The following is a 13,698-nucleotide window of genomic DNA, read 5'->3' on the forward strand; positions in this document are numbered from 1 at the left end:
AGCGCCCGACCCAGTCGGGCGCTGGCCATCGTATTCAACCCGGAGCCCATACCTTGAAGCTCTACAACTTTTTTCGCAGCGGCACATCGCATCGCCTGCGCATCGCGCTGAACCTGAAGGGCATCGAGTACGAATACGTGCCCGTCGACCTGCGCACCGAGGAGCACCTCGGTGCCGCCTTCAAGGCGGTCAATCCGCAGGCGCTGGTGCCGGCGTTGACCGAAGGCGACCTGACGCTGATCCAGTCACCGGCGATCATCGAGTGGCTCGAAGACCGCTACCCGACCCCGGCGCTGCTGCCCGCGAACGCCGAAGACCGCGCCCGCGTGCGCGCACTGGCGGCGATCGTTGGCTGCGACATCCACCCGATCAACAACGGCCGCATCCTCGAATACCTGCGGAAGTATCTGTCCGGCAATCCCCGTCAGGGGCACGGATCAGAGATCGACGAGGTGCCGCAACAGCGGGAAGGAGACGCGCCAGCTTTGACCGTCGCAGTCGAGGGTGGCGGTGCGCTGATTGATGCGCATGATGGTTCCGATGCGGGTCTGCAGGTGACGGTCTTCGAAGCTCACTTGGTCGCCGACTCGGAAGTCTGCGCGGGTCGGAGACGGCGGCTCGGGCGCCGATTGTGCCGGGATCGAGCCGGTGTCCGGGATTTCGATGGCCGCATAGGGCAACTTCCATTCGCGCCGGGAGCGCTCGTCCTGCACGGTGAGTTGCGTGTCCTTCATCGCGATGATCTGTCCCGTGCGCAGCGACATCTGGGCGCCGGCCTGTTGCCCGTCGAGGAAACGCACCGACTGCCCAAGATGCAGATGGCGACGGATTTCGATGATCCGGGCCGGCTCCGACATCAGGCGTTCGAGAATCGTCGAGAGGTGGAAGAGTTCGAGGCTGGTGGCGCGGTTGAGGGCTTCGATCAGGGCAGCGTTCATGCGGCGGCGGGCGTCCAGTTCATCGGCAGCAGTTCTTCGAGGCGATCGACGCGGTGGGTGTTGATCCGTGCGAGCACGTCCTTCAGCCAGGCATAGGGCTCGACACCGTTCAGGCGCGCCGTCTCGATCAGGCTGAAGAGTACCGCAGCGGCCCGCCCGCCGCGTGGGCTGCCGGCGAAGAGCCAATTCTTGCGCGACAGGGCCACCGGGCGCATGGCGCGTTCGCTCAGATTGTTGTCCGCGGCGAGACTGCCGTCATTGACGAACACGGTGAGCGCCGTCCAGTTCGACAGCGTATAGGCGAAGGCTTTCGCCAGCGGCGACTTCGGCAGCAGGGTCGGGGCGTGTGCGGTGAGCCAGCGATGGAACCAGGCGAGCACGCGTGTCGTGCGTCGTTGTCGCTGTTGCCGTCGGACGTCGGGATCGGCCTGGGCAATTTGGCTTTCGATGCGGTAGATCAGCCCGATGAAGCGCAGCGCATGATGCGCAAGTCCCGGCCGGGCCCCCTTGGGCATGGCCTTGACCACGTCGAAGTACTTCCTCCTTGCATGGGCCCAGCACGCAACGTGAGTCACCCCTTCACGGAAGCTTGCGTGGTAACCACTGTAGTCGTCGGCTTGCAGATAGCCGCGCCAGTCCCCGAGGATACGGCGTGGGTGCGTGCCGCTGCGATCCAGCGTGAAGTCGTACAGTGCCGCCGGCGCCACCGCCTGCCAGCGGCCGTGCTCGTCCTTGTGATGGCCTCCGGCCAGATATGCCCACATCCGCGCCGTGACGGTCTTGCCCGGCGCCTGCAGCGCGAGCGTCGTGTCGTCGGTGAAGATCACCGGGCTCGCGAGCACGTGCCGATGCAGCGCCGGCATCAGCACGCTCAAGAGCTCGGCCCCGTCGAGTACCCAGTCGCACAGCGTCTGGCGCGCGATCACGACGCCGTCGCGGGCGAGGATGCGCTGCTGACGGGCGAGCGGGCAATGATCGAGGTATTTCGACACCATCACGTGCGCGAGCAGCCCCGGCCCGGCGTTGCTCTTGGCGAGCGGCGAACCCTGGGCGGTGGCGGTGCGGATCGTGCTGCTGCCGTCGGCGCGCTCGCAGCGGTACTTCAGACGCACGTTCTGGATGACTTCGAGGCGCGCCGGGATGTACTCGAGCATCTCGGAGACTTCCTCGCCGATGCGCTCGACCACGGCGAAGGCGGCTTTCTCGTCCGCGGACAGATCGTGCTCGACGCGTCGCCGCGGCAAGTGTTCACCGATCGCGGCACGCCCCGGTTGGCGCCGGCGGTGCGCCTCGACCTCGCGAAACGCTTCCGGCGGCACCGGTACTTCGACCGTCTCGCTCCACAATTCGCCTTGCCCCGCGTGGATCGCTTCGCTGCGCGGACCGAACAGCCGCCGGCGCAGTTCGGCCAGTTGGTGGCGCAGGCTCTCCATCTGTGCGTCGAACTGCGTCCGCAACCCGTCGAGCTGCGCGGCCATCTCCAGCACCATATCCTGGAGCGGCTCCACGGCGGTGGGCAGGGTCGCGCGATCGATGACGGCAGGGCGATTCATGGCGCCCATCTTGCCAGCGGGCGCCGCCTCGGGGCAGTCGGTCAAACCCCAATTGCATGGCAGAGCGCGGCCTCGCACTCAGCTCACGCGGGACGCGGCCACCGCCGGGAGGCGCCGCACGCGGGCCAGATCGATACCCTCGAGCCACGCCACCAGTTCGCTCATCGCCAGAGCGCCGGCCGCAAGGCGTGCCGGATCGGCGAAGCGGCCCCGTTCCAGGCGCTTGTACAGCACCCAGAAGCCGTGGCGGTCCCACACCAGGAGCTTCACCTTGTCGCGGCGCCGGCCGATGAACACGAACACCTGCCCCGACAGCGGATCCATGCCCATGCAGGAGGCGACCAGCTGCGCCAGCGCGTCGATCGATTTCCTCATGTCGACCGCCTCGCTATACACATAGGCCCTGACCGCCGAGGACAGGATCACAGCAACTGCGCCAGGATGCGATCGAGCACCTGCTGCGCGGCCGCCCCTTGCAGACGCAGCGTCATCGTGCCGGGCAGGCGCACTTCGATTTCCGCGCTGCGGGAGGACGCATCCGCACCATGAGGGAGTGCGATGAACTGGCCCCGCGCATCGGCCGACTTCGACTTTGCCCGCGACGCGGGCTCGACGTCGGTCTCGGCGCGCACCAGACGCCCGACCCGACGCCGAAACGTCGACAGCGCCAACCCGTTCGCCTCGCAGTACTGCGGGATGCTCAGCCCCTGCTCGCGACGCAGCGCTTCATGCTGCTGCCAGAACGCGTCGCCGCGGGCCATCATCCGCTTGCCCGTGCGCCAGTCGATCCGACCGCCCGCCGCACCCATACCGCTGTCGCCATCCGAACCCAACTGTCCTTCCATCGTCGCCTGCTCCGCTATTCAAGGAGCGACAACGATCCAACAACGCGGGCAGGAACGGAAGAACGGGGGTTACCGGACGGATACCTGCGGAAGACGCTGGGCTGTGACGAAGCGGCGGTGCTTGTGTGGTGCTGCACCTGGATCGAGACTGGTTTCGACGCGCTGGAAGCGCTGCTCGCGGCCGACAAGTCGCGCGGGCCGTTCTGCTTCGGCAATGCGCCGACGCTCGCCGACGTGTACCTGATCCCGCAGGTCGAGAGCGCACGCCGCTTCAACGTGGATCTGACGCCCTATCCCCACATCGTCGCGATCGACCGCGCCTGTGGCGAGCTGGATGCCTTCCACGATGCGGCACCGTCATTGCAGCCTGACGCTTGAACTGCGTCTGGAAAAGGTGTTTTCCGGTGAAGGACTCACCCCCGACTCGAAACGGCGCATGGACTACTAGCGTAATCCACCAATACAACACTACGGGCGCTTCAACGACCTATGAAGGAGAGCAACAGTGACCCTAAAAAAAATATACTCAGCCGTCCTTGCCACGGGCGCCATCTGCTTAGCAGTCTCCGCAAATGCCGCAGCTACTGCTGAAGCTCAAAGAGCCCCCACCTCACCCGGAAGCGGCACCGAACTCGTTATATTGGGCTCGGCTGCCGGTAGGACCTCCTGGGGAGGATACAGTGCCGGCGGGATGTCCGCGGCCATTGCCGTCGGAAAAGATCGTTATATCGTCGACTTCGGCCGCGGCTGGCATGAGCGCTACTACGAGGCGGGGCTAGGCACACCGGCCGCGCCGACCGGTTTCGGTGGATTGGAGAATCTGCGAGCGGGCTTCATTACACACCTCCACGCGGACCACGTGATCGACTATCCACGACTGTTGCTCTTCGGTGCTACCGAGGGGCTGCGAAAAAGAAAGGCGCCAATCCAGATCTTTGGCCCCGGCAACAGGGGCGGCTTACCGCCTACGTCGGGAAAGCTGACCGAATCCGTAGATACGATTAACCCAGAGAATCCGACACCTGGTACCGCCGAACTGACCGAGTACCTGTATCGGGCATTCGCTACCGACCTGAATGATAACATTCACGACAGTGGCATGCCTAATCCGAACGCGTACATCAAGGTCCACGACATTCAGATACCGCCGGCTATCGGTGCCAGCAAGACAAACACGTCCCCTCGCATGGCACCCATCAACGTGTATCAGGACGAAAACGTGAAGGTGACCGCGACGCTAGTCAGCCATCCGCCAATGTATCCGAGCTTTGCCTTCAGGTTCGACACATCTGACGGCTCGGTCGTTTTCTCGGGGGACACGAACAGAAGCGAGAATCTCATCGAACTAGCTAAGGGGGCCGACGTGCTAGTGCATGAGGTAATCAGCACACACTGGGCGGAGAACCTGTTCCCGACGCCACGGACGGCTGCGCAGGAGGCAAAACTCGATCACCTTATCAAGTCGCACACCCCGATCTCAGAAGTCGGCCCAATAGCCCATGAGGCCGGAGTGAAACTCCTGGTCCTGTCACATCTGGCCCCGCCCACAATTTCGGACGAGGAATGGTTAAAGGCGGTCAAGGCATTCGCTGGACGCACGGCGATCGGCAATCCTTTGTACCGCATCAAATTGCCGCTGCGAGGAGCAGACACATCACAAAGTAGCGAAAAGTGATGAGTTTACACAGCGCTCAGGAATACGTCTGCCATGCGGCGTTTGTCGGCGTTGGAAAATTTCCGCCACCGGGCACGCGCCACGACCTCCGTTTCGGCTCTTGGCCGCGTAGTCCGCGCCGCTGGTCCGGGCGTCTCTTCAGTCGCCCTACGGGCTCGTTGCAAGACGTCCGGATCGGCAGGCGTATTCAGGACGTGTATCGATGCCTAGGATTGATGGTTGATCGTCATGCCTACCTCGTTACTCACTAAATTATCAGGGGTAGGTGACGCAGGTCATATTGGCACGGGGGCTGAAGCATGATTGATCATGCACTTCGTAGCGCGTCAGCGACGACGCTGCGATCACGAATAACCGCCGGTAGGTGCTCTGAAAAATAGTCCAGAACACTCCTGACCGAGGGCAAGACCCCGCGTGGGCTCGGATAGGCAAGACAAAGCGCATTGGGCGTAGCGGACCATCCGGGCAGGACATGCTCAAGCGAACCGGACGCTATGCTCGCAGCCACAATGGGTTCTGGCAACAAGGCGATGCCTAGTCCGCTGATGGCCGTTTCGAACTGCAACCGGAGGTCGTTCGTCTGCAACCTCGGGAGGTGATTCAATACGCACGCCTCACCGCTTGGGCCGGTCAAATCCCATCGCACCCGGCCATCCCGAACGTCGGCCGACCGTCCCAAGGTAGCGAACCGAGGTAGTTCCTCAAGGCTGGCAGGCCTTCCAGCGTGATCGAGAAAATACGGACTGGCGACAAGTATTCTCTGGGCGCTGCCAAGGTTCTTCAGCACTACTCCCGACATTCCACTTGCGTCAGGACGGGCGAGAAGCGCAAGGTCGAATCGCTCCTCGATCAGATCTACCTCGCGGTCCGTCGGCTCAATGACAAGATTCACCTTGGGGTGGGACGCGAGGTATCCCGGCAAGATCGGCGCAAGGTAGGTCTGCGCCAGAATCAGGGGACAGCTCATCCTGACGTTACCGACCGGCTCTCCGCGCAGGTTGGCAACGCTCTCATAGGCAGCCTCTGCTTCCTCGACTGTTGCTTGGCACCGCTCGTAGAACCGCTCACCAGCTTCAGTTAGACCGATGCTTCGAGTTGATCGCTGCAACAGCCTGACCCCAAGCCTCTTCTCCAGGCCTGCAACGCGCCGGCTCAGTCGTGTCTTCTCGATACCCGTCTCACGTGACGCTGCAGAAAAGCCGCGATTGCGAACCACCGCGACGAAGTAGAACAAATCGTTCAGATCGTGGGCATACATTGTTGCACCAGTGCACTAGTGATAAGCAATTTTGCCATCTTACGATTGATTGCCATCACGCTTACAATCAATCAACAAGTATTTCGGGGGTCAGCGTGACGGAAAAAAATGGGCCTGTATCGCGAATGGTCCGTCAAAAGGCAAAGCTTGGGTACGAGAAGGATTACGAGGCCTTCCTCAGGAGCATGGTGGAAGCGTCGAGCCACTTTCCGGGCTATCTGTCTACGACGGTTATCCCGCCGCACGCCCCTGCAGATCAAGGCGAGTACCAGATCGTCCAGCGCTTCGCGACGCAGAAAGATCTTACGCGCTGGGACGAGTCCCAGGAACGCGCAACGTGGCACGAGCGCATACGGCACGTAGCAGAGAGCCCCCCAGCCTATCTTCTAGTTCCCGGTCTGAAGGTCTGGTTCTCGTCGCAATTGCCCCCTGCAACGACTGCTCCACCCCGCTGGAAAATGACCACGGTCAGCTGGCTGGGAATTTTCCCGACCGTAGCTATTTGCCTTGGATTCATTTCACCACTCCTCGCGACATGGCCATTTCTTGCAAGGACGGCTCTGATTACTGCGGTCGTCGCGGCATTAATGTCGTATGCGATCATGCCACGCCTTTCTCTATGGATGGCTTGGTGGCTACTAACTTTCCCGAAAGTAATGCCATATAGGCGATAATATGCGGCATGAAATGCAAGCGAACTTCCGACGGTCGCGCCCACGATCATCACACCTTGCAGGTGATGCGGCAGCAGGCCATCAAAGCGGTGCGTGAGGGGCAGACCGTGCAGAGCGTCGCCGCCTCGTTCGGCGTGAATCCTCGCAGCGTCTTCCGCTGGCTGGCCGACTTCGCCAACGGCGGCCAGAACGCCCTGCTCGCCAAGCCGATCCCGGGACGTCCGCCCAGGCTCAGCGCCGAGGAGATGGCCTGGCTCGCCCGCGCGGTCCGCGACCACACCCCGCAGCAGTTCAAGTTCGAGTTCGGGCTGTGGACGCTGACGCTGATCCGTCACCTGATCAATCGTCAGCTCAAGAAGGAACTGTCGGTTTCCTCGGTCCACCGGCTCATGAAGATCCTGGGCTTCAGCGCCCAGAAACCGCTCTATCAGGCCTGGCAGCAGGATCCCGTGCTGGTGCGGACCTGGGAGACCGAGACCTATCCCGCCATTCGCGCCGAAGCGCGTGCGACGGGCGCGACGATCTACTTCGCCGACGAGTCGGGAATCCGTTCCGACTACCACACCGGCACCACCTGGGCGCCGCAGGGCCAGACGCCGGTGGTGACGGCCACCGGCCGGCGCTTTTCGCTGAACATGATCTCGGCGGTGAGCGCGCAGGGCGAGTTTCGGTTCATGCTGCATGAAGGCTCGGTCGGTGCGAAGGTCTTTCTGGAGTTCCTCAAGCGCTTGATGATCGGCGCTCAGAAGCCGGTGTTCGTCATCGTCGATGGTCATCCGATCCACAAGGCAAAGTTGATCAAGACCTATGTCGACAGCCTCGGCGGCCGGCTGAAGCTGTTCTACCTGCCGCCGTATTCGCCGCACCTGAACCCGGACGAAACGGTCTGGGCGCATGTGAAGCGCAAGGTTTCGCGCCAGGTGGTCGAGAGCAAGGAGGACATGAAGCGCCTCGCACTCGGGGCCCTGCGCAGCATTCAGAAACTCCCCGAGCTCGTGAAGTCATTCTTCCGGCAACCAGAGTGTCAATACACTCTATAGTGACACTACTTATTGAAAAGTTAGTAAGAAGGTAATCCCCAAAGATTCCTCGCCTTCGCCACGCGTGCAACGGAGAAATGAAAGCCGGCGGCAAGCCGGCTTTCTGCTGGATCGTCAGATGCTATTTGCAGCAGACGACGGCTCACGCCCGTACAGGGAACTCCTTGATTTGCGGCCCAATTGCCTCTTCCGGTATCACAACATGGGGATGCTCAGACGCAGAACGCTCGTGATTGATCATTGAGATAGCAACCGCTGCAATGACGGCAGGAATGGCAATTGCAGTGAAGTTCATCTCCAGCGGCAGCGCCATACTTACCAGGACTCCGATAAGAATCGGCGCCAGAATCGCGCCACCACGACCAACTGCGAGCGCCCAACCGAGGCCGGTGGAGCGAACCGCCATCGGATAGAATTGGCCTGCGTACGCATTGGTTACAATCTGGGTACCGATCGTCGAGGCGCCAGCCAAACCGACGGTCAAGAATAGAACCTCCGTCGGCAACCTCTGCCCGAGCAGGACAATCGAGACAGCTGCAAGCAGGTACATGGCGATCAAGACGTGCTTGATATTGAAGCGGTCGGCAAGCCAGCCGCCGCCCACTGCCCCGATCATCGCGCCAAAGTTTAGTACCAAAACGAAGGTCAAGGCAGAGCCGAGGCTATAGCCTGCATTCGCCATTAGTTTGGTCAGCCAGGTGCTCAGCGCGTAGACCATGAATAGGGACATGAACATGGCCACCCAAAACATAACCGTGCTGCGGCCGCGTCCTTCGGAGAATAGATGATGAATCGGGGCATTGTCCGATTTATCCACATCGGGCAGCGTAAAGCGGTCGGTACTCGTCGGAAGATAGCCCGGATCCAATCGCGCTACGATGGACTTCAGTTCCTCATACCTGCCCTGCTTCAAGAGGAAAGGCATCGACTCCGGGAGCGACCGGAAAATAAAGGGGATGAGCAATAACGGCGCTGCGGCCACAAAGTAAACCGACTGCCAGCCCCAGCTCTCCATGATGCTCTTGCCTAGCAGCGCGGCGAGCATCCCGCCAACCGCATAGCCGCTGAACATCAGCGTAACCAGCGTGGAACGTATGCGGCGTGGCGCGTATTCGGTCATTTGGGCAACCACGTTGGGCATCACGCCCCCGATCCCGAGCCCAGCAATAAAGCGCATGACACTGAACGTCATCGGATCAGAAGCCAGGCCGGCTGCCGCCGTGAAGACGCTGAACAAGACAATGCTGATCGAAATCGCCCACCGGCGACCGATTCGGTCAGCAAGCGTCCCCAGCAAGATTGCACCAAACATCATGCCGAACAATGCAGAGCTTGCCATGAAGCCGGCCTGCGTCGGATTGACGCCCAAGTCCTTCATGATCGAGGGCATCGTGACACCGGCCACCGCCAGGTCGTAGCCGTCGAACACGATAATAAGTGCACACCAAAAAAGTATCAGGCCGTGAAAGCGATTGAACTTGGCCTGGTCGGCTATTACGTGAGCGTTGAGCTGACGCATTTATGTCTCCTCCATCAATGGATGTGCTGCAGGGCTAGAGTGGGGCGAGCCAATGCAACCCGCCCGCGGGTTAAGCCCTCTAGTTAACTCATGCTGGATAGGTAAAACGCACGAAATCGATAGAACGCTTCCGGCGGTCTCGGCATGCGAGCCAGACAATTTCCGCTGCACTCCGCCGATCCCGTTGGGTGTCAGTCGACCAAACTCGCGCTTTCCGCAGCAAGCTTTGCCGCTATCGTCTCGCGGAGTTCGCGCTTCAATATCTTCCCGACCGGGCTTACCGGAAATGCGGCAATAACTTCAAGTCGCTCGGGTAACTTGAAGCTTGCGATTTTCTTGGCACGCAGAAAATCAATCAGTTCGTCGAAGGTTAGAGGAACTCTGGACTTGGTACGCACAAAGGCGCAGGCCTTCTCTCCAAAGGTCTCGTCCGGCATAGCCACCAGCGACACCTGAAACACCTTGGGGTGCTGCAGGATCATATTTTCAACCTCCTCACAGCTGATCTTTTCGCCACCGCGGTTAATGAAATCCTTCTTGCGCCCTTCCGCAAAGACATATCGCCCCTCCTTCCGTACGATATCGCCCATGAGATAGAAGCCATCCGCCGTAAATGCGGTACGGTCGACTTCCGGCGCGTTGAAGTAGCTTCGGATGGTGTAGGGCCCGCGTGTCGCGAGTTCACCAGGCACCCCATCAGGCACCTCTTCCCCGAATTCATCGAGCACCTTGATTTCGTCGTCCTCGCATACAGGCGCTCCCGAACTTTCCAGTGCTGCGCGTTCCGGATCATCCATACGCGTCATGTTGATGAGACCCTCGGCCGTCCCATAGATTTCCTGCGGAAAGCATTTCAGTCGCTGCAAGATCCGCTTGCGCAGTTCGGGTGCCAAGCGAGCGCCGCCGTTCTGCACCACCTTGAGCGACGACAGGTCGTATTTCTCCGGAGCATCTGAATTCAGCCAGTTGGTAATCAGAGGCACAACGGACGCAATCACACTTACGCGCTCTCGTTCAACCAACCCGAACACCTCGTCTGCATCGCCTGAAGATGCAAGCACTACCGTGCCTCCATGGTAGAAGACGCCGAGGATGCCCGGGGAGGCGAGGTTGTAGTTGTGGCCGAGAGGCAATATCGCCATGAAAACGGTCTTCTCATCGAACCCAGCAGCCCGTCCACACAGACGTGCATTCAGGATGTAGTCATCGTGAGATCGCGGAATCAGTTTTGAGAGAGACGTAGTTCCTCCGGAAAGGAGCATGGTCGCCACGTCGGCCGGGTTAATCCGAATCTCTTGAAGGGTGGCAGAAATTCGCTCCGGATCGAGGTCCTCCTCGATCATATGACTGAGCGAGTGCTGTCCTTCCGCGGGTTCTCCAACGACCAGCACCGACTTCAGGCTGGAACATTCGGCGCGAAGGGTCTCTGCCATCGGCCGATAGTCAAATCGATTGACCACATCCTGAATCACGTAAGCCACCGCGCCGGACGCGTCGACAAAGTGATGCACTTCGGTCTCGCGGTGCGCACGCAAGGCCATCACGGGAACTGCGCCGATGCGGGTGAGTGCAAGATAGGTGTAAACGAACTCCGGGATATTGGGCAATTGGAGAACTACCCGATCGTGCTGCCTTAACCCTGCCTCGATCAGGCGACAGGCCAGACGCTCGACCGTTTCTACCAACTGCCGATACGTGATGCGCTGGGTACCTGCCACCAACGCCAGCTTCTCTGGGTGCTGCCCCATGGTGCGCTTGACCATGTCGGCAATCCCGATGTTTTCCCAGTAGCCCTTGGCGCGATATTTTTGCGCGACATCCTCAGGCCACGGCGTATAACCGGAAAGCATAGTTGTTTGTCTCCTCTCGGTACGGAGGAACCGGTTGGTTTCCTCCGGCTCGTACCGTAAGGCGCTCTCCGGTGTGACTCAACGCGTCAGGCCTATTCCTCGTATTACTGCGGTGAATATCTCGTGAGGATTCATGGAGAATTATTCGCTGAATGTCTCGCACATCAGCGTGCGCAGCCACTGATTTCCCGCCTCCCGATGGAACTTGGCGTGCCAGAAGAGATTGATCTGGATCTCGGGCAGGTTGAGCGGATGAGGCACTGAGCGCAGCGGAAATGACGAAGCCAGCCGCGTCCCGATCCGTTCCGCGACGGTAGCCACGAGATCAGTCTCCTCCAGGATGTACGGAAGTGCCACGAAGTGCGGTACCCGCAATCGCACGTTGTGCCGGATAGCGGAACGCTCGATCAGGTCGTCCGTCTTGCCATGTCCTGTGCCGGCGGAAACCACCACTACGTGCTCAGCCGCGGCAAATTCCTCGACGCCGAATGGAGCATCGTCAAGCGGGTGCCCGATACGAAACAGACAGCAATGTCCCTGGCGAAAAAGGCGACGTTGATAGAAGTCGGTTTTGAGGTCAGGCAGCAAACCGATCGCAAGATCCACCTTCCCCTCCTCCATGTCTTCCTTGAGCGTCACCCTGTTGTTTCGCACAGTACTGATTGTCACTCCAGGTGCCACCCTGCGAAGGATCCGCATGAGGGACGGGAGGAAGTAGATCTCGCCCACATCAGTCATGGCGATGACAAATCGTCGGGAACTGGCGAGGGGATCGAAACTGGAACGCTGGTTCACAGTCTGCTGGATCAGCGCCAGCGCTTCCCCTATCGGCTCGGCCAGTTCCTCAGCATAAGGCGTGGGCTTCATTCCCCCGCCAGTGCGGTAGAACAGATCATCCCCCAAGAGTTTCCGCAAGCGATTGAGCGCACTGCTGACACCAGGCTGCGAAAGGTCCAGAGCTTCAGCGGCTGTGGTGACGCGTCGATCTCGCAACAGCTGCAGAAAGACTACAAGCAGATTGAGATCGAGATCTTTCAGTTCGATTCCTCGCATTATTGCCTCCAGTAATATGGCTTATTAACAGCTCTATATTTTGTAATTTTGCTGGCAATGCAATGATGCGTCACAGAAACGTACAGGTCCACCGTAAACAAAAAATAAGTTTTAAAAAACAATAACTAATCGTACACAAAGGGACAGAAAGCCGTTGAGCGCATCAAGTACCAAGGCGTCTGGCGCCTACAGTACTCACGCATTTTGATAAGGAGACTACCGTTGTTCCCGACGCACATTGACACCTGGCAGATGACCACGCCCGGCCATCTCAAACGCACACAAGTTCCCATCCCCGAGCTCAATCCCGGTGATGCGGTCGTAAAGATTGCGGGCTGCGGGGTCTGCCATACGGACCTGTCGTACTTCTACATGGGCGTGCCTACCATCCAGGAACCGCCCCTGTCGCTCGGGCACGAGATCAGCGGGGTCGTCATTGCCGGGGAGCCATCCATGATCGGCCGGGAAGTGGTTGTCCCGGCGGTGATTCCCTGCGGCGAATGCGAACTTTGCCGAAGTGGCAGAGGAAATCGCTGTCTGTCGCAACGCATGCCGGGCTACTCGATGGGGATTTACGGCGGGTTCTCGAGCCACATCGTGATCCCCGCCCGGTACCTCTGCGCAGTCGATAACCGCGGCGATATTCCCCTGGAGCACTTGGCGGTCGTTGCGGATGCCGTCACCACACCCTATCAAGCGGCGCTGCGCGCCCGATTGCAGCCGGGCGACCGGGTAATCGTGATCGGCGCGGCCGGAGGAGTCGGGTCCTTTATGACGCAGGTCGCCAAGGGCATGGGCTGCGCGGCTGTCGTAGGGATCGACATCAATGACGAAAAGCTGGAGATGATGAAGGGCTACGGTGCGGACTTCACCATCAATCCAAGAGGCCTCAGCCCCAAAGACGTAAAGGGATTGCTCCACGACTATTGCAAGAAGCAGGGCCTACCGTCAGCACATGGCTGGAAGATCTTCGAAGTAACGGGGACCAAGGCAGGCCAGGAACTAGCGTTAGCACTCCTCTCCTTCACCGGCACGCTGGTCGTGGTCGGCTACGGCACCGATCAGACGACGTACATGCTCTCCCGCCTCATGGCTTTCGACGCCGAGATCATCGGCACTTGGGGCTGTCCGCCGGAGAGATATCCCGACGTGCTCAAGATGTGTCTCGATGGACGCATTTCGCTCGCCCCCTTCGTCGAAGAGCGGCCGATGAGTGAAATCGCCCATGTATTCGAACAGGCGCATCACGGCGAACTCAGCAAGCGCGTCATTCTGACACCCGATTTTTAGGAG

The 13,698-nt window shown here is 60.2% G+C and carries 13 protein-coding genes; 6 read left to right on the forward strand and 7 right to left on the reverse strand.

All coding sequences use genetic code 11. From position 1 onward, the window contains the following. Positions 1 to 53 precede the first annotated feature (53 nt). Positions 54 to 1,034 carry a glutathione S-transferase N-terminal domain-containing protein gene (locus GO608_RS18795; protein ID WP_247003316.1) on the forward strand — a complete coding sequence of 327 codons (981 nt, stop codon included), beginning with the start codon at positions 54 to 56 and terminating at the stop codon, positions 1,032 to 1,034. Here GO608_RS18795 and tnpC read toward each other — a convergent pair. From tnpC to tnpA, 3 genes are all read right to left on the reverse strand, one after another. Then, complete coding sequence (gene tnpC / locus GO608_RS18800) at positions 935 to 2,491, reverse strand: IS66 family transposase (RefSeq protein WP_211159654.1); 1,557 nt, start codon at positions 2,489 to 2,491, stop codon at positions 935 to 937. The two genes, GO608_RS18795 and tnpC, sit on opposite strands and share 100 nt — an antisense overlap. A gap of 78 nt (positions 2,492 to 2,569) precedes the next feature. Next, a complete protein-coding gene (gene tnpB, locus GO608_RS18805; RefSeq protein ID WP_011236007.1) occupies positions 2,570 to 2,917 on the reverse strand; it encodes an IS66 family insertion sequence element accessory protein TnpB in 348 nt (115 codons plus the stop codon). Continuing rightward, positions 2,914 to 3,336: an IS66 family insertion sequence element accessory protein TnpA gene (gene tnpA, locus GO608_RS18810; protein WP_169200637.1), complete on the reverse strand. Its 423-nt coding sequence runs from the start codon at positions 3,334 to 3,336 to the stop codon at positions 2,914 to 2,916. The genes tnpB and tnpA overlap by 4 nt, the downstream gene beginning before the upstream one ends. A gap of 117 nt (positions 3,337 to 3,453) precedes the next feature. Here tnpA and GO608_RS18815 point away from each other — a divergent pair, with 117 nt between their 5' ends. Then, the gene (locus tag GO608_RS18815; protein WP_247003318.1) at positions 3,454 to 3,714 is read left to right on the forward strand and encodes a glutathione S-transferase C-terminal domain-containing protein; all 261 of its coding nucleotides are present in this window, start codon (positions 3,454 to 3,456) and stop codon (positions 3,712 to 3,714) included. A gap of 313 nt (positions 3,715 to 4,027) precedes the next feature. Beyond that, positions 4,028 to 5,011, forward strand: a complete 984-nt coding sequence (locus GO608_RS18820) for an MBL fold metallo-hydrolase (protein WP_169200616.1) — start codon at positions 4,028 to 4,030, stop codon at positions 5,009 to 5,011. 307 nt (positions 5,012 to 5,318) lie between these two features. Here the strand turns inward: GO608_RS18820 and GO608_RS18825 are convergent, their stop codons facing one another. Next, the gene (locus tag GO608_RS18825; protein WP_169200617.1) at positions 5,319 to 6,269 is read right to left on the reverse strand and encodes a LysR substrate-binding domain-containing protein; all 951 of its coding nucleotides are present in this window, start codon (positions 6,267 to 6,269) and stop codon (positions 5,319 to 5,321) included. Between the two features lie 125 nt (positions 6,270 to 6,394). Between GO608_RS18825 and GO608_RS19740 the strand changes: the two genes are divergently transcribed. Both GO608_RS19740 and GO608_RS18830 read left to right on the forward strand, forming a co-directional pair. Continuing rightward, the gene (locus tag GO608_RS19740; protein ID WP_425532312.1) at positions 6,395 to 6,943 is read left to right on the forward strand and encodes an antibiotic biosynthesis monooxygenase; all 549 of its coding nucleotides are present in this window, start codon (positions 6,395 to 6,397) and stop codon (positions 6,941 to 6,943) included. Between the two features lie 8 nt (positions 6,944 to 6,951). Further along, a complete protein-coding gene (locus GO608_RS18830; RefSeq protein ID WP_247002968.1) occupies positions 6,952 to 7,983 on the forward strand; it encodes an IS630-like element ISAzo33 family transposase in 1,032 nt (343 codons plus the stop codon). A 142-nt stretch (positions 7,984 to 8,125) separates the two neighbouring features. On the opposite strand, the gene GO608_RS18835 is transcribed toward GO608_RS18830, so the two are convergent. The 3 genes from GO608_RS18835 to GO608_RS18845 form a co-directional block, all read right to left on the reverse strand. Next, the gene (locus GO608_RS18835) at positions 8,126 to 9,502 is read right to left on the reverse strand and encodes an MFS transporter (RefSeq protein WP_169198982.1); all 1,377 of its coding nucleotides are present in this window, start codon (positions 9,500 to 9,502) and stop codon (positions 8,126 to 8,128) included. A gap of 191 nt (positions 9,503 to 9,693) precedes the next feature. Next, complete coding sequence (locus GO608_RS18840) at positions 9,694 to 11,352, reverse strand: (2,3-dihydroxybenzoyl)adenylate synthase (RefSeq protein ID WP_169198981.1); 1,659 nt, start codon at positions 11,350 to 11,352, stop codon at positions 9,694 to 9,696. Between the two features lie 141 nt (positions 11,353 to 11,493). After that, positions 11,494 to 12,405 (reverse strand): LysR family transcriptional regulator, encoded by a 912-nt coding sequence (locus GO608_RS18845; protein WP_211159433.1) that lies wholly within the window; start codon positions 12,403 to 12,405, stop codon positions 11,494 to 11,496. 222 nt (positions 12,406 to 12,627) lie between these two features. On the opposite strand from GO608_RS18845, the gene had reads away from it, so the two are divergent. Further along, positions 12,628 to 13,695 carry a 6-hydroxycyclohex-1-ene-1-carbonyl-CoA dehydrogenase gene (gene had / locus GO608_RS18850; protein ID WP_169198980.1) on the forward strand — a complete coding sequence of 356 codons (1,068 nt, stop codon included), beginning with the start codon at positions 12,628 to 12,630 and terminating at the stop codon, positions 13,693 to 13,695. Positions 13,696 to 13,698: the final 3 nt, after the last annotated feature.

The organism is Aromatoleum buckelii (genome assembly GCF_012910785.2).
Taxonomy (GTDB): domain Bacteria; phylum Pseudomonadota; class Gammaproteobacteria; order Burkholderiales; family Rhodocyclaceae; genus Aromatoleum; species Aromatoleum buckelii.

Excerpts from the sequence above, each read along its gene's own strand:
- tnpC (WP_211159654.1), bottom strand. The coding sequence starts at position 2,491 with ATGAATCGCCCTGCCGTCATCGATCGCGCGACCCTGCCCACCGCCGTG.
- tnpA (WP_169200637.1), bottom strand. The coding sequence starts at position 3,336 with ATGGAAGGACAGTTGGGTTCGGATGGCGACAGCGGTATGGGTGCGGCG.
- GO608_RS18820 (WP_169200616.1), top strand. The coding sequence starts at position 4,028 with ATGTCCGCGGCCATTGCCGTCGGAAAAGATCGTTATATCGTCGACTTC.
- GO608_RS18825 (WP_169200617.1), bottom strand. The coding sequence starts at position 6,269 with ATGTATGCCCACGATCTGAACGATTTGTTCTACTTCGTCGCGGTGGTT.
- GO608_RS19740 (WP_425532312.1), top strand. The coding sequence starts at position 6,395 with ATGGTCCGTCAAAAGGCAAAGCTTGGGTACGAGAAGGATTACGAGGCC.
- GO608_RS18830 (WP_247002968.1), top strand. The coding sequence starts at position 6,952 with ATGAAATGCAAGCGAACTTCCGACGGTCGCGCCCACGATCATCACACC.
- GO608_RS18835 (WP_169198982.1), bottom strand. The coding sequence starts at position 9,502 with ATGCGTCAGCTCAACGCTCACGTAATAGCCGACCAGGCCAAGTTCAAT.
- GO608_RS18840 (WP_169198981.1), bottom strand. The coding sequence starts at position 11,352 with ATGCTTTCCGGTTATACGCCGTGGCCTGAGGATGTCGCGCAAAAATAT.
- GO608_RS18845 (WP_211159433.1), bottom strand. The coding sequence starts at position 12,405 with ATGCGAGGAATCGAACTGAAAGATCTCGATCTCAATCTGCTTGTAGTC.